The 16,197-nt window shown below is 66.1% G+C and carries 15 protein-coding genes and 1 tRNA gene; 10 read left to right on the forward strand and 6 right to left on the reverse strand.

Annotated features, from left to right (window positions below; genetic code table 11):
• The first annotated feature begins 2 nt into the window (after nucleotides 1-2).
• The 6 genes from AAFF27_20925 to AAFF27_20950 all read left to right on the forward strand — a co-directional run bounded on the left by AAFF27_20925 (nucleotide 3) and on the right by AAFF27_20950 (nucleotide 5,490).
• A complete protein-coding gene (locus AAFF27_20925; GenBank protein ID XAH22454.1) occupies nucleotides 3-371 on the forward strand; it encodes a FliM/FliN family flagellar motor switch protein in 369 nt (122 codons plus the stop codon).
• A gap of 68 nt (nucleotides 372-439) precedes the next feature.
• Nucleotides 440-1,174, forward strand: coding sequence for a flagellar type III secretion system pore protein FliP (gene fliP / locus AAFF27_20930; GenBank protein XAH26282.1), 735 nt, complete (start codon nucleotides 440-442; stop codon nucleotides 1,172-1,174).
• A 15-nt stretch (nucleotides 1,175-1,189) separates the two neighbouring features.
• Nucleotides 1,190-1,462 carry a flagellar biosynthesis protein FliQ gene (fliQ, locus tag AAFF27_20935; protein ID XAH22455.1) on the forward strand — a complete coding sequence of 91 codons (273 nt, stop codon included), beginning with the start codon at nucleotides 1,190-1,192 and terminating at the stop codon, nucleotides 1,460-1,462.
• 28 nt (nucleotides 1,463-1,490) lie between these two features.
• Nucleotides 1,491-2,276: a flagellar biosynthetic protein FliR gene (gene fliR, locus AAFF27_20940; GenBank protein XAH22456.1), complete on the forward strand. Its 786-nt coding sequence runs from the start codon at nucleotides 1,491-1,493 to the stop codon at nucleotides 2,274-2,276.
• Entirely contained in the window at nucleotides 2,269-3,396 is a 1,128-nt protein-coding gene (locus tag AAFF27_20945; GenBank protein XAH22457.1) for a flagellar type III secretion system protein FlhB, read from the forward strand. The genes fliR and AAFF27_20945 overlap by 8 nt, the downstream gene beginning before the upstream one ends.
• 6 nt (nucleotides 3,397-3,402) lie before the next feature.
• Complete coding sequence (locus tag AAFF27_20950) at nucleotides 3,403-5,490, forward strand: flagellar biosynthesis protein FlhA (protein ID XAH22458.1); 2,088 nt, start codon at nucleotides 3,403-3,405, stop codon at nucleotides 5,488-5,490.
• Here AAFF27_20950 and AAFF27_20955 read toward each other — a convergent pair.
• Both AAFF27_20955 and AAFF27_20960 read right to left on the reverse strand, forming a co-directional pair.
• Nucleotides 5,487-6,521: a hypothetical protein gene (locus AAFF27_20955; GenBank protein XAH22459.1), complete on the reverse strand. Its 1,035-nt coding sequence runs from the start codon at nucleotides 6,519-6,521 to the stop codon at nucleotides 5,487-5,489. The two genes, AAFF27_20950 and AAFF27_20955, sit on opposite strands and share 4 nt — an antisense overlap.
• Nucleotides 6,522-6,666: 145 nt before the next feature.
• Nucleotides 6,667-7,539, reverse strand: coding sequence for a flagellin (locus AAFF27_20960; GenBank protein ID XAH22460.1), 873 nt, complete (start codon nucleotides 7,537-7,539; stop codon nucleotides 6,667-6,669).
• Between the two features lie 152 nt (nucleotides 7,540-7,691).
• Here AAFF27_20960 and AAFF27_20965 point away from each other — a divergent pair.
• A tRNA-Ile gene (locus AAFF27_20965) sits at nucleotides 7,692-7,770 on the forward strand.
• Nucleotides 7,771-7,799: 29 nt separating this feature from the next.
• Here AAFF27_20965 and hrcA read toward each other — a convergent pair.
• Nucleotides 7,800-8,801, reverse strand: a complete 1,002-nt coding sequence (gene hrcA, locus AAFF27_20970; protein XAH22461.1) for a heat-inducible transcriptional repressor HrcA — start codon at nucleotides 8,799-8,801, stop codon at nucleotides 7,800-7,802.
• A gap of 28 nt (nucleotides 8,802-8,829) precedes the next feature.
• Here hrcA and AAFF27_20975 point away from each other — a divergent pair, with 28 nt between their 5' ends.
• From AAFF27_20975 to rapZ, 3 genes are read left to right on the forward strand one after another with little or no spacing between them, the layout of a single operon-like run.
• Nucleotides 8,830-9,723 (forward strand): NAD kinase, encoded by an 894-nt coding sequence (locus tag AAFF27_20975; GenBank protein XAH22462.1) that lies wholly within the window; start codon nucleotides 8,830-8,832, stop codon nucleotides 9,721-9,723.
• A 4-nt stretch (nucleotides 9,724-9,727) separates the two neighbouring features.
• A complete protein-coding gene (gene recN, locus AAFF27_20980) occupies nucleotides 9,728-11,392 on the forward strand; it encodes a DNA repair protein RecN (protein ID XAH22463.1) in 1,665 nt (554 codons plus the stop codon).
• On the forward strand, nucleotides 11,392-12,294 hold the full coding sequence (rapZ, locus tag AAFF27_20985) for an RNase adapter RapZ (GenBank protein XAH22464.1): 903 nt from the start codon (nucleotides 11,392-11,394) through the stop codon (nucleotides 12,292-12,294). Before recN ends, rapZ begins: the two co-directional genes overlap by 1 nt.
• Here rapZ and mutY read toward each other — a convergent pair.
• From mutY to mutM, 3 genes are read right to left on the reverse strand one after another with little or no spacing between them, the layout of a single operon-like run.
• Nucleotides 12,291-13,346 (reverse strand): A/G-specific adenine glycosylase, encoded by a 1,056-nt coding sequence (gene mutY, locus AAFF27_20990; protein XAH22465.1) that lies wholly within the window; start codon nucleotides 13,344-13,346, stop codon nucleotides 12,291-12,293. The two genes, rapZ and mutY, sit on opposite strands and share 4 nt — an antisense overlap.
• On the reverse strand, nucleotides 13,343-15,310 hold the full coding sequence (locus AAFF27_20995; protein XAH22466.1) for a dynamin family protein: 1,968 nt from the start codon (nucleotides 15,308-15,310) through the stop codon (nucleotides 13,343-13,345). Before AAFF27_20995 ends, mutY begins: the two co-directional genes overlap by 4 nt.
• A gap of 46 nt (nucleotides 15,311-15,356) precedes the next feature.
• A complete protein-coding gene (gene mutM / locus AAFF27_21000; GenBank protein ID XAH22467.1) occupies nucleotides 15,357-16,172 on the reverse strand; it encodes a bifunctional DNA-formamidopyrimidine glycosylase/DNA-(apurinic or apyrimidinic site) lyase in 816 nt (271 codons plus the stop codon).
• Nucleotides 16,173-16,197 lie beyond the last annotated feature (25 nt).

The raw sequence follows: 16,197 nt of genomic DNA on the forward strand, positions 1-16,197 counted from the left end.
CCATGAATGACCACCCCCAAGACGAGCACGACATCGATGCCCTGCTGAACGACATGGCAGACGACGCCGAGACCCTGGAGGACGCATTGCCCGCACCAGCGCCTCGAACGCCGCGCAACGTACCGCAGATGATGCGCAAGATCCCCGTCACCGTGACACTGGAAGTCGGCGCAGCGCGCATCTCCCTGCATGACCTGGTGAACATCAGCCAGGACAGCGTGATCGAACTCGACACGCTGGCCGGCGAGCCTCTCATCATCAAAGTCAATGGCACGCCGATCGGACGGGCCGAAGTGGTGGTGTCCGGCGACAACTACGGCCTCAAGGTCGTGGAGTTGACCGACATCGACCTGGGCGGTCTGTCCTCATGACGGCCCTGCCACCGGCGCCCGGCGCTTGCCTGGCAACTGCCGGCGCGCGCATGCCCCGATGGCTACGGATGACCGCCGGCCTGCTGCTGTTGGCAGCATGGCTGGCACCAGACGCAGCCTGGTCTGCTCCGCTACAGATTCTCGGCACCAACAGCAACGGCGACAGCACGGAGTTCACGGTCAAGACGCAAGTCTTGATCATCATGACGCTGCTCGGGTTGCTGCCCACGCTGGTGCTGGCCATGACCAGCTTCACCCGCTTTGTGATCGTGCTCTCCCTGCTGCGCCAGGCACTGGGCCTGCAGCAAGGCCTGCCCACCCGCATCATCACAGGCGTGGCCCTGATTTTGACCCTGCTGGTCATGCGCCCCCTGGGTGAGCAGATATGGCAGCAGGCCTTCGTCCCCTATGACGATGGCAAGATCACCCTGACGCAGGCGCTGCAAGAAGCAGAAGCGCCGTTGTCGCGCTTCATGCTGGCGCAGACCAGCAAGAGCGCGCTGGCCCAGGTCTCCGCACTGGCCGGTGAGCCCCCGGTGGCCGAACCAAAGGACCACGCCTTTACCGTCAAGTTGGCCGCCTTCGTGCTCAGCGAACTGAAGACTGCCTTCCAGATCGGCTGCATGTTCTTCATCCCCTTCCTGGTCATCGACCTGGTGGTGTCCTCGGTGCTGATGGCCATGGGGATGATGATGCTTTCGCCACTGGTCATCTCCCTGCCGCTCAAGCTGCTGCTGTTCGTGCTGGTGGATGGCTGGACGCTGACCGTCAACACGCTGGTGACCAGCATACGCGCGGTGTAGAAGGACGAGATCGGCATGCTCACACCCGAAATCGCCGTCGACCTGGTCAGCGACAGCCTGCGCTTGGTGATGCTGCTGGTGGCGGTCCTCATCGCCCCAGGCCTGGTGGTCGGGCTGCTGGTCAGCCTGTTTCAGGCCGCGACGCAGATCAACGAGCAGACACTGAGCTTTCTGCCACGCCTGCTGGTGACGCTGCTAGCCATTACCCTGATGGGGCGCTGGCTGGCCAACACGCTGATGGACTATTGCGTCTCTATCTTCCAGCGTGCAGCGGCGCTGGTGGGTTAGGCCGCACGGCACGCCAGGTCACTTCGCCATGGAACAGGTGCTCATACACCAGGTGCTTGCCATGCTGATGGCGCTGTGGTGGCCCTTCTGCCGGGTCATGGCCATGCTCAGCGCCGCTCCCGTGATCGGCGAGAACATGGTGCCGATCACGGTCCGCGTGCTGCTGTCGCTGGTGCTGGCCGTGGTCATGCTGCCCGTGGCCCAGCCGGCGGAAGTCATCTCGCCCTTCTCACTTGGGGGCATCGTCGCCACGGCAGAGCAGGCCGTCATCGGCTTCATCCTCGGGCTTGCATTCCACCTGGTCATCGCCGCCATCATGGTGCTGGGCTATCTGGTGTCCTCCCAGATGGGCCTGGCCATGGCCTTCATGAACGACCCCATGAACGGCACCTCGTCGGACGTGGTGTCCGGCCTGCTCTCGGTGTTGGCCATGCTGGTGTTCTTTGCCGTTGACGGCCATTTGGTGATCACCGGCGTGGTGGGCGCGAGCTTTCGCGCCTGGCCGGTGGGCAGCGGCGTGAGCCAGCTCGCACTGCAAACGCTGCCTGCCGCCGTAGCCTGGGTGTTCAGCGCAGCCCTGCTGCTGGCAACCCCCATCATTTTCTCGACACTCGTCGTGCAGATAGGCATGGGTTTTCTCAATCGCGTGGCCCCCACGCTCAACCTGTTCTCGCTGGGCTTTTCGGTCATCACGGTGTTCGGTCTGTTCATGCTCGGGCAACTGGTGCGCACCGTTCCCGAACACTATGTGCACATGACGGGCCAGGTACTGGAGATGCTGCGCCGGATCATGCAGGCAGGACCGCATGGCTGATGACAGCTCTACCGGCGACAAGACCGAGAAGGCCTCGCCGCAAAAGCTACGCAAGTCCCGCGAGCAGGGACAGGTGGCGCGCTCGCGCGATCTGGCAACGGCCATCGGCATCCTGCTCTGCCTGAAGATGATCGTGCTGCTCACCCCAGGGTGGCTGGAGGATTTCCGCCAGCTGTTCATCCACGACATCGCCCCGCTTGATGGCGAGGGGGCGCTGGACAATCTGCACTCCACCGTCCTGACCGATGCCCTGGCGCTGATGGTGAAGATGGTGCTGCCGCTCTTCGTCATTCCCGCGGCGATTGCGCTCGGATCGCTGTTTCCCGGGGGCTGGGTCATGAGTGCCGCCAACCTGCGCCCACGCATGGACAAGCTCAACCCCCTGGGCTACTTCAAGCGCCTGTTCACGCCCCGCCATGCGATCGAGTTCCTGACCACTCTGCTTAAAGCCAGCACACTGCTGGCCGTGCTCTGGCACGTCTGCCGCACCGGCATTCCAGACTTCATGGCGCTGCAACGGCAGCCGCTCGACCAGGCCCTGCTACACGGTGCAGGCCAGTTGCTCGACGGCGTGATGGCGCTTTGCTCCGTTTTCGTGATCTTCGCGCTGATCGATCTGCCGGTGCAGCGCTTCGTCTTCCTTCGCGGCCAGCGCATGAGCAAGCGCGACGTCAAGGATGAGCACAAATCCAATGAGGGCCGCCCCGAGGTACGCCAGCGCATCCGCCGCCTGCAAACGCAGATGGCGCGCCGCGGTATCCGCAAAACCGTGCCAACGGCAGACGTGGTCATCGTCAACCCCGAGCACTATGCCGTGGCGCTCAAGTACGACGACAAGCGCGCCGAGGCGCCCTTCCTCTTGGCCAAGGGCCTGGACGAGATGGCGCTCTACATCCGCCGCGTGGCCGCTGAACATGGCGTGGAGGTGCTGGAGCTGCCTCCCCTTGCCCGCGCCATCTACAACACCAGTCAGGTCCACCAGCAAATTCCCGCACCGCTCTACAAAGCCGTGGCCCAGGTGCTGGGCTATGTGCTGCAGCTCAAGGCCTTCCAGGCCGGCCGGCGCCCCACACAACCCGCGCTGCCAAACGACCTGGCCGTGCCAGAACACCTGACCTAAGCCCCAATGGCCTACCTCACCCGACTGCTCGCCGAACTCCGGCGCCACCGTTTCGCCACCCCGCTGTTCGTGCTGGCGATTCTGGCGATGATCATCCTGCCGCTGCCACCTGCGGTGCTGGACATTCTGTTCACCTTCAACATCGTGCTGGCGCTGATCGTGATCCTGGTCAGCGTCAACAGCCGCAGGCCGTTGGACTTCTCGGTGTTCCCGATCGTGATCCTGGCCACCACGCTGATGCGGCTCACACTCAACGTAGCCTCGACGCGCGTAGTGCTGCTGCACGGCCACGAGGGCACGCATGCGGCGGGCCGGGTGATCGAGGCCTTTGGCAATGTGGTGATAGGCGGCAACTTCGTGGTCGGCCTGGTGGTGTTCGTGATCCTGATGATCATCAACTTCGTCGTGGTGACCAAGGGCGCAGAGCGCATATCGGAAGTGTCGGCGCGCTTCACGCTGGACGCGCTGCCGGGCAAGCAGATGGCCATCGACGCCGACCTCAACGCCGGCCTTATCAACCAGGAGAAGGCACAGGCGCGGCGCCATGAGGTGGCGTCCGAGGCCGACTTCTATGGCGCGATGGATGGCGCCTCGAAGTTCGTGCGCGGCGACGCCATTGCCAGCATCCTGATCCTGATCGTCAACCTCGTGGGCGGCGTGGCCATCGGCGCGCTGATGCACGACCTGTCCTTTGGCGACGCATTCCGCCAGTACGCGCTGCTGACCATAGGCGACGGCTTGGTCGCGCAGATCCCGGCCCTGCTGCTGTCCGCGGCGGCAGCCATCATCGTCACCCGCATCAGTGATTCAGGCCAGTTCGAGCAACAGGTGGGCTCGCAACTGCTGGCCTCGCCCACCGTGCTCTACGGCGCCGCCGGCTTGATGCTGGCACTGGGGCTAATCCCCGGCATGCCCTGGCCGACTTTCCTGTGCTTTGCCGGCGCTCTGGGCTATGTGGCCTGGCGCATGGGCCAGCACCTCAAGCGCCCGGCCGAGGCCGATACGGCTGCCGTCGAAGCCGCCCTCCTGGCCGCCCCGCCGCCCGACCTGGACTGGCGCAGCCTGCCTTTCGTGGAGCAGGTCACGGTCACGGTGGGCTACAAACTGGCCAGCTTGCTCGATACAGCACATGGCGCGCCACTGGCCAAGCGGCTCAAGGGCATAAGACAGAACCTGAGCGAGGCCATGGGCCTGCTGTTGCCACCGATCGGGCTGCGCGATGACCTTGCCCTCAAGCCGTCCCAGTACGCCGTGCTGCTAGGGGGCGCTGCCATTGCCCGGGGCGAGGTGTTCCAGGATCGGCTCATGGCCATTCCCTCGCCCAACGTCTATGGCCAGTTGGACGGCATCCCCGGCACGGAACCCGCCTATGCGCTGCCAGTGACCTGGATCGAGGCCGAGCACAAGGCCCATGCACTGGGCCTGGGCTACCAGGTGGTGGATGGGCCGAGCGTGATCGCCACCCATCTCTTCAAGCTGCTCCAGGATCACCTGTCAGAGCTGATACGGCACGAAGATGTTCCGGCACTCCTTGAGCGACTCGCAGCGCAGGCGCCCAAACTCTCGGCCGCGCTGGAGAAGGCGTTGACCCATAGCCAACTGCTCAAGGTGTTCCGCGTGCTGCTGGCCGAACTGGTACCGCTGCGCGACATCGTCCCCATTGCCACCACCTTGCTGGAGGCCTCGGAAACCACCAAGGACCCGATCCTGCTCGCGGCCGAAGTGCGCTGCACGCTGCGCCGGCAGATCGTCGCCGGCCTGTTCGGGCAGACCCAGGAGCTCAAGGCCTTCAACCTGAGCGGCGATCTGGAGAACCTGCTGCTTGGTGCGCTCAACCAGGCGCGCCAGACCGGCAAGGTGGCCCTGGACAACTACCCCATCGACCCTCACCTGCTGGCGCAGATGCAGCTCAACATGCCCGCCGCGCGCACCCAGATGAAGCAACAGGGCGCCGTGCCGCTGCTGCTGGTGATGCCACAGATCCGCCCCCTGCTGGCCCGCTATGCCCGGCTGTTCGCACCAGGCCTGCACGTGCTCTCCTACAACGAGATACCGGAGCAGCGCGACATCAACATCGTGGGCTCACTCGGCTAGCGGGCCGCGTCCTCCTGCGGCCAGTGCAGCACCAGCAGAGTCACTGCCTCGGATGCTGCGCGGAACACGTCGGATGTCAGCGCCATGGCGTCACCCCACGGCGGTGGCCGCACGGCCCAGCCATAGGCGGCCCCGACCGGCCCGGCGGACAGCCGGCAGCGCACCAACCGCAAGCCCGCACGCGCCAGCGCAACCACCAATGGTGACAGCGCCTGGCGCAGCAGCGGCAAAGCGGCCTCACTGTCCACGTGCAGCAGGAAGGCAATGGCACCCGGCGCTGGCGCATGCACCTGCATCAGCACATGCCCCAAACCGGCCAGCGACAGCTCCAGGCGTAGCACCACCAGGCCCAGGCGGCGCCGGCCCGGCGACCGGACCCAGCGCAAGGCATCCTGACCATGGGCCTCGAAGACACGCACCATCAGCGGCAGCCCGCCCCAGGCATAGACAGGAAACAGCCACGGCTTTACCAAGGCGCTCCCCATGAGCTCCAGTGCTTCAGGCTGCGCGGCGGTCGCAATCGGCACAAGGCCGCCAGCCCCGGTACTCGCGGTGGATTCATTGGAGCGCGGCACCTGCAGGCTCTGCCCATGGCGGCGCAGCAATGCCTGCCAGGTCGCAGCCAGCATGGCCGTGTCGGGCTTGTGTAGCGCCAGGCTCTGCATGCCCGCCTGGTCCCAGCGCATGGCAGCAGGCTCCTGCTCGCCCGCAGGCGGCTTGGCAGGCGCGCCCCCGCTCGGGGCCTGGCTCAGCAGTTCCACCTCCATGCGCGGCTCGGCCTTGAGAATGCGCACCAGCAGCACATCGCCCGGCGACAACGAGCGGCTCCAGGCGCCCGCCCCTGACAGCCACAGCGACAGGCCTTGCGCGGTATCGGCCCGCAAGGCCTCGCCCACCGCCTCGGCATAGCGCAATTGCATCGTCTCGCCCGCCGCCGGCCAGGGGCGAGGCTGTTCGGACTGGCCGGACGTGCGCGCATAGACGGACACGGCGGTTCCCGCACCGATCGGCTTTGACTGTTCCACTGCCATGAATGCGAACCTTCTGCTTGAATGCCGCCTGCCGCACAGCCATGCACAGCACCACCTTGAAAAAAAGCCAACCGCGCGAACGGTTGGCTCCTGGGGGCGGTGCACCTGCCTGCACCGCACTGGGACCGCCCAAGGCGGGCCGGAATTACTGCAGCAGCGACAGCACCAGTTGCGACAGGCTGTTGGCCTGCTTGAGCGAAGACGTGCCTGCTTGCAACTGCAACTGCTTGGCGGTGGAGTTGGTCGCTTCAGCGGCGTAGTCCACGTCCATGATGCGGCCACGGGCAGCATCGGTGTTGGAGCTCATGTTGCCCAGGTTGTTGTAGACGTGCTCGAGGCGGTTGGCCGAAGCGCCAAATTCCGCACGCAGCGTACCGACAGCCTTGATCGCATCATTGATTGTCCCGATGATGGCGTTGGTGCCGTTAAGCTCAGTACCAGCCGTACCGCCGTAGTCAGCACTGACTGCACCCAGTGCGGTAGCCAGGGCCGTCAGTGATGTACCGGTATCCACGACCATCGTTTCGCCCGTGGACGCACCGATTTGGAAGGTCAGGGTGGCGCTGGAGAGCAGACCAGCACTACCGTCAGTCGTGGTCCCATTGCTGAACAACTGCGTACCGCCAAAGGCGGTGTTTTTCATGATGTTGCCCAGTTCCTTGCCCAGCGCGCTGAACTCAGCCTGCAAGGCGGTGCGATCGTCTGCCGTGGCCGATGCCGTTGCCGACTCCGTAGCCAGATCCTTCATGCGCAGCAGGATGTTGTTGACTTCGTCCAAGCCACCATCGGCGACCTGCAGCATCGAGATGCCGTTTTGCGTGTTCTTCTGGGCCACGGCCATGCCGCGGCTTTGTGCCTGCAGGCGAGACGCGATCTGCAGGCCGGCGGCGTCGTCCTGCGACGAGTTGATGCGGTAGCCAGTACCCAGGCGGGTGAGCGAGGTGTTCAGAGCCTTCTGGGTAGCGCCCACGGCGTTCTGGGTCGAGAGGGATGCGGCATTGGTGTGCAGGCTGAGCATGTTTACTTACTCCTATTAGGTGGAAAGGAAGCAAACACATTGCCTCCCTCCCCGAAAGGCGACACATCCGGCGACATACTTAAATGATCCCGCGCGGAACATCGCGTGCCCCCTGGCGACCCATCCGGTAAACGTACAATTGCCAGTTGGATGGGGGCTTAGCTCATGCTTGGTTAGAGCAGCGGACTCATAATCCGTTGGTGCCGTGTTCGACTCACGGAGCCCCTACCAACCATCCCCGCACCAGGGACGGCAGCAGCTTACTTGTGGCTCAGTGCGTTGCTGACCAGCCTGGACGTGATGTCCACGATCTGGATCATGCGGTCATAAGGCATGCGGGTAGGGCCGATCACACCCAGGGTCCCAACGATCTGCCCATCGACCGTGTAGGGCGCGCTCACCACTGACAACTCCTCCACCGGCACGATCTGGCTCTCGCCGCCAATGTAGATGCGCACGCCCGCCGCCTGGCTGGACACATCCAGCAGGCGCATCAACTGCGTTTTCTGCTCGAACATCTCAAACGCCCGGCGCAGTTGGCCCATATCGCTGGAGAAGTCGGTCACGGCCAGCAGGTTGCGCTCGCCAGAGATGACCACATCGTCCTGCGACTGCGTCAGCGCTTCAGAACTGGCGTTGACCGCCGCCTGCATCAGCGCGGCGATTTCGCCCTGCAGCGCTTCTACCTCATGTTTGAGGCGCTCGCGCACCTGCTCGATCGCCAAACCCGCATAGTGCGCATTGAGGATATTGGAGGCCTCGATAAGCTGCGATTGCGCATAGTCGGTCTCAGTGAAGATGACCCGGTTCTGCACGTCGCCGTCAGGCGAGACGATGATGACCAATACCCGGCGCTCCGACAGCCGCAGGAACTCGATATGCCGGAACACCGAGGTGCGCCGCGGCGCCATCACCACCCCAACAAACTGCGACAGGCTCGACAGCATGTGGGCCGCGTTGGCAATCACCTTCTGCGGCTGGTCTGCGGCCAGGCGGGGTGCCGTCATTTCGGGGCGCTCGGCCGTCAGCATGGTGTCGACAAACAAGCGGTAGCCGCGAGCAGTGGGAATGCGCCCGGCCGAGGTGTGCGGGCTGGCGATCAGGCCCAGCTCTTCGAGGTCCGCCATGACGTTGCGGATGGTGGCCGGAGACAGCTCCAGCCCCGCCGCCCGGGATAGCGTGCGCGATCCCACCGGCTGGCCGTCGGCTATATAGCGTTCAACCAGCGCTTTGAGCAGCAACTTGGCGCGGTCATCGAGCATGTCATGATTTTAGTGATGTAATTTGTGAATGGAATCCCGCTTTCGTCATGTCGCCCTGATCGGCAAATACCATTTGCCGCTTTCTGGCGCTGCGGCTGATACCGCACGGGAGGCGCTGGCGGACATCGCCCGCTTCCTGGAACACCAGGGCTGCGAGGTTTCGCTGGAGCAAGACACCGCTGACGGCAGCGGCCTGCCCTATACGGCGCTGAGCAATGCCCAGATTGGCACCCACTGCGACCTGGCTCTGGTGGTGGGTGGCGACGGCACCATGCTGGGCATTGCGCGGCAACTGGCGTGTTACGACATTCCGCTGGTCGGCATCAACCAGGGCCGGCTCGGCTTCATTACCGACATCCGGCTGGACAACTACGCCGCCACGCTGGAGCCGATGCTGGCCGGCGCCTATGAACAAGACCCGCGCAGCCTGATGCAGGTTCAGGTCGTGCGCGACGGTCAATGTGTGTTTGACACCCTGGCCATGAACGATGTGGTGGTGAACCGCGGCGCCACCTCCGGCATGGTGGAGCTGCGGGTCGAGGTGGATGGCCGCTTCGTTGCCAGTCAGCGCGCGGATGGCCTGATCATCGCCTCGCCCACCGGCTCTACCGCCTATGCGCTGTCAGCGGGCGGCCCGATGCTGCACCCGTCTGTCGCCGGCTGGGTGCTGGTGCCCATCGCGCCGCATACCTTGTCCAATCGCCCGATCGTGCTCGCCGATTCGTCCGAGATTTCGATCGAGCTGGTGGCAGGGCGCGATGCCAGCGCCAATTTCGACATGCAGTCGTTGGCCTCGTTGCTGCATGGCGATCGGGTCGTGGTACGCCGGTCGCAATACGGTGTGCGCTTTTTGCACCCGCAGGGCTGGAGCTACTTCGACACGCTGCGCCAGAAGCTGCACTGGAACGAGGGAGGGTCCTAATACCGTGGCCCTGAAACGCATTGCGTTGCGCGATTTCGTGATCGTGCGCAAGCTGGAGCTGGATTTTGGCAGTGGCTTCAGTGCCCTGACAGGCGAAACCGGGGCCGGCAAATCCATTCTCATCGACGCCCTGCAACTGGCCCTTGGCAGCCGCGCGGACGCCACCGTGGTACGCGAGAAAACCGTCCGCGCGGAAATCAGCGTGGAGTTTGATGGAGTCGAGTCGCTTGCCTCCTGGCTGGAGCAGGCCGGCTTCGAGGTGTCCGACACCCTCTTGCTGCGGCGCACCATCGATGCCCAGGGCAAGAGCCGCGCCTGGATCAATGGCAGCCCCGCCACCGCCACGCAACTGCGCGAGGTTGGCGACCACCTGCTGGACATCCATGGGCAGCATGCCTGGCAAAGCCTGACCCGGCCCGAGGCCGTGCGCGGCCTGCTGGACGCCTATGCCGGCGTCGACACCAAGCCGCTGGCCTCCGCCTGGCAGGCCTGGCGCGCAGCCCGGCAAGCACTGGAGCAGGCCCGCAGCGCGCAAGACAGCCTGCAGCGCGAGCGCGAGCGCCTGCTCTGGCAGATCGGCGAGTTGGACAAGCTGGCGCCCCAGCCCGACGAGTGGGACGAGATCAACGCGCGCCACACGCGCCTGTCGCATGCGCAAGCCCTGCTCGACGGCGCCCAAGGCGCACTCACCGCGCTGGAGGAAGACGAGCTCGGCGCCACCGTGGGCCTGGCGCGTGCGCAGTCTTTGCTGGAGGATCAGCAGCATCTGGAGCCCGAGTTCGCAGCCATGGTCGAGGTACTGGCCTCTTGCCTGGCCCAGGCCGAGGACGCCGCCCACTCGCTGCACGCCTACCTGCGCAAGACCGACCCAGATCCGGAGCAGCTCGCCGCGCTGGATGAGCGCATGGGGCTCTGGATGTCCCTGGCACGCCGCTATCGCCGCCCCCCCGAAGAGTTGCCGCTGCTGCTCGCCGGCTGGCGCGATGAGCTGGCCCGTCTGGAGGCTGCCGCCAATCTGGCCGCCCTGGAAGCAGCAGAGCAGCAAGCCCTGCGCAGCTACCAGACCCATGCGGCCGCCCTATCCAAGGCACGCGCCAAGACCGCCCCCCGGCTGGCGCGCGCCATCACCTCTGCCATGCAGGGCCTGGGCATGCAGGGGGGCCGCTTCGAGGTGGCTCTACAGAAGAGCGAGACACCGGCGCAGCACGGCCTGGAAGACGCGGTGTTTCTGGTCGCAGGCCATGCGGGTAGCACCCCACGGCCGGTGGGCAAGGTCGCCTCGGGTGGTGAGCTGTCACGCATTGCGCTGGCAATTGCAGTCACCACCAGCGCCCTGGGCACGGCCCAGACCCTGATTTTTGACGAGGTGGATGCAGGCGTGGGTGGTGCAGTGGCCGAAACCGTCGGGCGCCTGATGCAGCAGTTAGGTCGCGACCGGCAGGTACTGGCCGTCACCCACCTGCCGCAAGTGGCCGCACGCGCGGACCACCACCTGCTGGTGGCCAAGCAGCGCGGGGAAGACGGCGTCACCACCAGTTCCGTCGCCGCCGTTGCTGGCGAAGTCCGGGTCGGCGAAATCTCACGCATGCTGGGCGGTGACCGGCCCTCCCCCACCAGTCTGGCCCACGCACGCGAGATGCTGGCCGGCGCCGCAGGAGGTGCCGCGTAATGCACGTCGGTAGCCCTTCCGCCGCGCCACCCAAAACCGAGGTGCTGGAGATCGCACTCATCACCGGCATGTCAGGCTCGGGCAAGTCGGTGGCACTGAATGCCCTGGAAGACGCAGGCTACTACTGCGTCGACAACCTGCCCCCTGAATTGCTGCTGCCCTTTGTCGCGCTGGAGCAGCGCCATGGCGCCACGCGCGTAGGCATTGCCATGGACGTGCGCAGCGCAGCATCGCTGCCGCTGGTGCCACAGCAGCTTGCGGTGCTGCGGGCCCAGGGCGTGCGCCTGCAATTGCTGTTCCTCGATGCAAGCACCGACACCCTGGTGCACCGCTACTCGGAGACAAGGCGCAGCCACCCCCTCTCACGCGCGGTGACGGCTGACCAGCAGCGTGCACTGGTGCAGGCAATCGAACTGGAGCGCGAACTGCTGTCGGACCTGCGCGAGCAGGCGCATGTGATCGACTCCAGCATCATGCGTGCGGCCCAGCTCCAGGCCTATGTCAAGGCGGTGATCTCCGCGCCTTCCACGCCGCTGCTGCTGGTGTTCCAGTCCTTCGCGTTCAAGCGAGGTGTGCCCGTGGACGCAGATTTTGTTTTCGATGTGCGCATGCTGCCCAACCCGCACTACGAGCCTGCACTGCGTCCCCTGACGGGCCGCGACGAGCCAGTGGCCGACTTCCTGCGGGCCGAGCGCGAGGTCACCCGCATGTTCGATGACATCGGCCAGTTCCTGTCGCGCTGGCTTGACACCCTGGCCCGCGACCATCGCAGCTATGTCACCGTGGGCATAGGCTGCACTGGTGGCCAACACCGCTCGGTTTACCTGGCAGAGCAACTGGCGGCCGAGTTCTCGAAGAAGTGGGTGACGCTCACCCGTCACCGCGAACTCGACGCGCGCTAGACGAACTGCTGCAGCAGCTTGCGCACCGGCGCCGGCAGACCCAGCGCCTCCCACTCCTGCGGCGAAGCCCAGCGCCCATCACCCGATGGCTGCGCGCCCAGCGGCAGCGGGACCAGCACTGGGTGCAGATGCAAATCCTTGTGCGTGAGTACATGCAGGAACACTGGCAGCTCCTGCGCCCGGTCTTGCGCCATTGGCGGCAGCGTGTCTTCCAGGTCCTGCCGCTGGCCATGCACCGGCAGGCAATGCAGGCCAGCCCAGATGCCCTTGGCGGGACGCCGTTCCAGCCAGACCCGGCCGTCCGGCTGGCGCGCCAGCAACAGCCACCAGGACTCACTGCTGCGCCGCAGCTTGCGCGTGCGCACCGGGTAGTCTTCCTGCCGCCCCTGCGCCTGGGCCACGCAGCCCTGCTGTACCGGGCACAAGAGGCAGGTAGGCTTGCGCGATAGACAGACCGTGGCGCCCAGATCCATCAGGCCCTGGGTATAGCGCGGCATGCTGGCGTGCAGCGACTGGGGAGAGCCTTCGGGCAGGAGGCGGGTAGCCTCGTCCCACAGCTCTCGCTCATGTACCGGGCGCGCCAGGTCGCCGGCAAACCCAAGCGCCCGCGTCAGCACCCGCTTGACGTTGGCGTCCAGGATCGCCACGCGCTCACCAAAGCAGAACGAGGCAATCGCCCCAGCCGTCGAACGGCCTATGCCCGGTAGCGTTTCCAACAGTGCCGCACTGTGCGGAAACTCACCGCCAAAGCGCTCGACCACCTGCTGCGCGCAACGATGCAGGTTGCGTGCGCGGCTGTAGTAACCCAGCCCGCTCCACAAGCCCAGCACCACATCGGCTGGTGCCTCTGCCAGCGCCCGGACATCCGGCAGCCGGGCCAGAAAACGCGGGAAGTAATCCAGCACCGTGGCCACCTGCGTCTGCTGCAACATGATCTCGGACAGCCACACCCGATAGGGATCGCGCGTGTTCTGCCAAGGCAGGCTGTTGCGGCCGTGCGTAGACTGCCACGCCACCACGCGGGCGGCAAAACCCTGCTCCGGTGGACTCATGCGGCGGCGAGCTCCGCCGGCTGGGCCAGATGCACCGGTGGTGTCGCAAAGGCCTGCACCCATGCTTGCACCTGGGTTTCCAGATGCGCCAGGTCGATGGTCTGCGCCTCCAGCTCGGCCATGCGCTCGCCCAGGCCGGATGCGGCCTGCTGAATGCGGTCGATGGCCTCGATGCGCCGCACAAAACCCTGGCGGCGCTCACGCAGCTGGGTGTCGACCGGCGCGGCTGCGGCGCGGCTCCAGTTTTCCAGCTCGCTGGCCGCGTCGTCGAGCACCACTTGCACCCGGCTGGCCAACGCCCGCACCAGCCGGCCAGCGAACTGCGGCTGGGACAGGCGCAGCGTGTTGCCCAGGCCCATGTAGTGCGCGTGCGACTGCCCGACGCCTTCGGCCTCCCTGATCTGCAAGCCCAGCGTGGGGGCTGGCGTCACCTGCAGCGAGAAGCCATGCTCGGTATTGAGCTGGCGAAAGCTCGCATCGAGCATGGCGTGAATTTCCTGTGCCGCCCCCTGCGCCTGCGCGATGCGGGCCGCCACGCCGGCAAACGCCTCGTCATAGGCGCGGCGGGCTCCAAGTTTGAGCCCCGGGCGCCCCAAGGCCTGCAGCAGCACGGCGAACTCCTGCGGTGGGCCGCCGCTGCCGCGCAGTGCGGCCACGGCCCCGCGCCGCATCCGCTGATGGATGGCACGCAGGGCCTGGATGCGCTTCTCGCTCGCGTCGAACTCGCGCTGCTCCTGCTCGACGCGCAGGCGCATGCCGGCGATCACGTTGGCATTCTTGCCACGCAGGCTGCGCAACTCCAGCGCCTGGTCGTCGATCTCGCGCCGGCGCATGGTCAACAGGCGCGCCGCCTCCGTGCGCATGCGGGCAATGCCCGCCGACACAGCAGCGTGCAAGATGGAATGCCGACGCTCAATGATGCCGTGCGCCAGCACTTCTTCCAGCACCGGCAGCCCGCTGGCCTGCAGCAGGGCATCGTCACCCTTGATGCGCGCGACCAGGCCTTTCTGCGCCGAGACCGGGATCACCCGCCCTGGCGGCAGGCCCAGCAGCGCTGCGGAGCTGGCGCGCTGCCGCTCGGTCTGGGCCTGGATATGCTGCGGCGTACTGAGCTCGTCCCACAGCACATCGACCTTGTTGAGCACCACCAGGTGTGAATGGCCGGCGTCCGGCAGTCCTTCGGCCGGCGCCAGATGGTCGCGCCACAGGGCAAGATCGGAGCGGGTGACGCCAGCGTCAGCCGCCAGCAGGAAAACGGTGGCGTGCGCCTCGGCCAGCAGGTTGACGGTCAACTCGGGCTCGGCGCCAATGGCGTTGAGCCCAGGCGTATCGAGCACCACCAAGCCACGCCGCAGCAGCGGGTGATCGATGTTGACCAGGGCATGGCGCCACATCGGCACCTCGACCAATCCGTCGGCCCCTGGCACCGGGTTTTCGTCGGCCAACTCATCGCTCCAGAAACCCAGCCCGCGCGCCGTGGCCTGCGATACGCGGCGCACCTGGGCCACGGTCTCCAGCGTGCGCGCCATCTGGTCGGCATCGGCCAAGTCGAGCGGCAGCTCCGTCCAGGCCTCGGGCACCGCGCGCCAATCGGCCAGCGGCCGAGGCTCAAGCCGCGTCTCTATGGGCAACAGGCGTACGCAGGGCACCAGGTCGGGATCGAAGGCCAGTTCGGTCGGGCACATCGTGGTGCGCCCGGCGCTGGCTGGCACGATGCGACGGCCATGCCCGGCAAAAAAGAGCGCATTGATCAGCTCGGACTTGCCGCGTGAGAACTCCGCCACGAAAGCCACCATGAGCCGATCGTGGCTCAGGCCGTCGGCCGTCTGCTCCAGCCGCGATGCGATCGGCCCATCCGCCAGCTCATGGCGAGTCAGCCAGGCGGCCAGGTCGCGCAGGCGCTGTGCCGTGGCCGCACGCCAGGCGCCATGCTGGTCTAGCTGTACTGTGAAATCGGAGGTCAAGGGTGGCCGCAGGGTGGAGCGAATGAATATACACCGCCCCCTGCTCTCAGGGCTTCTGACAGACCGGGCAGAAAAACGTCGAACGCTGCCCCTGGCGCAGGGTGCGCACGGCGCTCCCGCAGGCTCGGCAAGGCTGGCCGGCGCGGCCATACACCATGGCCTCGAGCTGGAAATAACCAGTCTTGCCCTCGGCGCTGGAGAAGTCACGCAGCGTGCTGCCGCCAGTGGCGACGGCACGCGCCAGCACATCACGCACGGCCACCCACAAGCGCATGGCCCGCGGCCGCGAGATGCGCGACGCCGGCACGGTCGGTCGAATGCCCGCAGCAAACAGCGCTTCGGATGCATAGATATTGCCCACGCCCACCACCAGGTCGCCGGCCAGCAGCACCTGTTTGACCGGTGCGCTGCGGCGCCGCAGCCCCTCGAAGAAGCGCTGCGGATCAAAAGCATCGCCCAGTGGCTCCATGCCCAGCCGGCCCAGCAGCTTCTGCGCGGTGGGCGCAGCTTCATCCTCGGCAAACACCACGGCGCCAAAACGGCGCGGATCGTGCAGCCGCAAGGTGCCGCGGTCGGTCACCAGGTCGAAATGGTCGTGCGTGCCCGGCAGCGGCAGGCCGGCCGCGAAAGCCAGGCTGCCCGACATGCCCAGGTGCACCAGCAGCAGACCAGCGTCAAGCTCCACCAGCAAATACTTGCCGCGCCGCCGCACCTGCAGCACCTGCCGCCCCTCTAGGTCGGAGGGCGCGCAGCCCAGCGCCCAGCGCAGGGGCTTGCCAATGCGTGCAGACAGCACGCGGGCACCTGCAATGCGCCCGGCAAAGCTGAGGCGGGTGACTTCGACTTCTGGCAGTTCGGGCATGCAGGGATGATGAAGGGGAGTAAAG

The sequence above is a fragment of the Xylophilus sp. GW821-FHT01B05 genome (assembly GCA_038961845.1).
In the GTDB taxonomy this organism is placed as follows: Bacteria; Pseudomonadota; Gammaproteobacteria; order Burkholderiales; family Burkholderiaceae_C; genus Xylophilus.

Excerpts from the sequence above, each read along its gene's own strand:
- AAFF27_20925 (XAH22454.1), top strand. The coding sequence starts at position 3 with ATGAATGACCACCCCCAAGACGAGCACGACATCGATGCCCTGCTGAAC.
- fliP (XAH26282.1), top strand. The coding sequence starts at position 440 with ATGACCGCCGGCCTGCTGCTGTTGGCAGCATGGCTGGCACCAGACGCA.
- fliQ (XAH22455.1), top strand. The coding sequence starts at position 1,190 with ATGCTCACACCCGAAATCGCCGTCGACCTGGTCAGCGACAGCCTGCGC.
- fliR (XAH22456.1), top strand. The coding sequence starts at position 1,491 with ATGGAACAGGTGCTCATACACCAGGTGCTTGCCATGCTGATGGCGCTG.
- AAFF27_20945 (XAH22457.1), top strand. The coding sequence starts at position 2,269 with ATGGCTGATGACAGCTCTACCGGCGACAAGACCGAGAAGGCCTCGCCG.
- AAFF27_20950 (XAH22458.1), top strand. The coding sequence starts at position 3,403 with ATGGCCTACCTCACCCGACTGCTCGCCGAACTCCGGCGCCACCGTTTC.
- AAFF27_20955 (XAH22459.1), bottom strand. The coding sequence starts at position 6,521 with ATGGCAGTGGAACAGTCAAAGCCGATCGGTGCGGGAACCGCCGTGTCC.
- AAFF27_20960 (XAH22460.1), bottom strand. The coding sequence starts at position 7,539 with ATGCTCAGCCTGCACACCAATGCCGCATCCCTCTCGACCCAGAACGCC.
- hrcA (XAH22461.1), bottom strand. The coding sequence starts at position 8,801 with ATGCTCGATGACCGCGCCAAGTTGCTGCTCAAAGCGCTGGTTGAACGC.
- AAFF27_20975 (XAH22462.1), top strand. The coding sequence starts at position 8,830 with ATGGAATCCCGCTTTCGTCATGTCGCCCTGATCGGCAAATACCATTTG.
- rapZ (XAH22464.1), top strand. The coding sequence starts at position 11,392 with ATGCACGTCGGTAGCCCTTCCGCCGCGCCACCCAAAACCGAGGTGCTG.
- mutY (XAH22465.1), bottom strand. The coding sequence starts at position 13,346 with ATGAGTCCACCGGAGCAGGGTTTTGCCGCCCGCGTGGTGGCGTGGCAG.
- mutM (XAH22467.1), bottom strand. The coding sequence starts at position 16,172 with ATGCCCGAACTGCCAGAAGTCGAAGTCACCCGCCTCAGCTTTGCCGGG.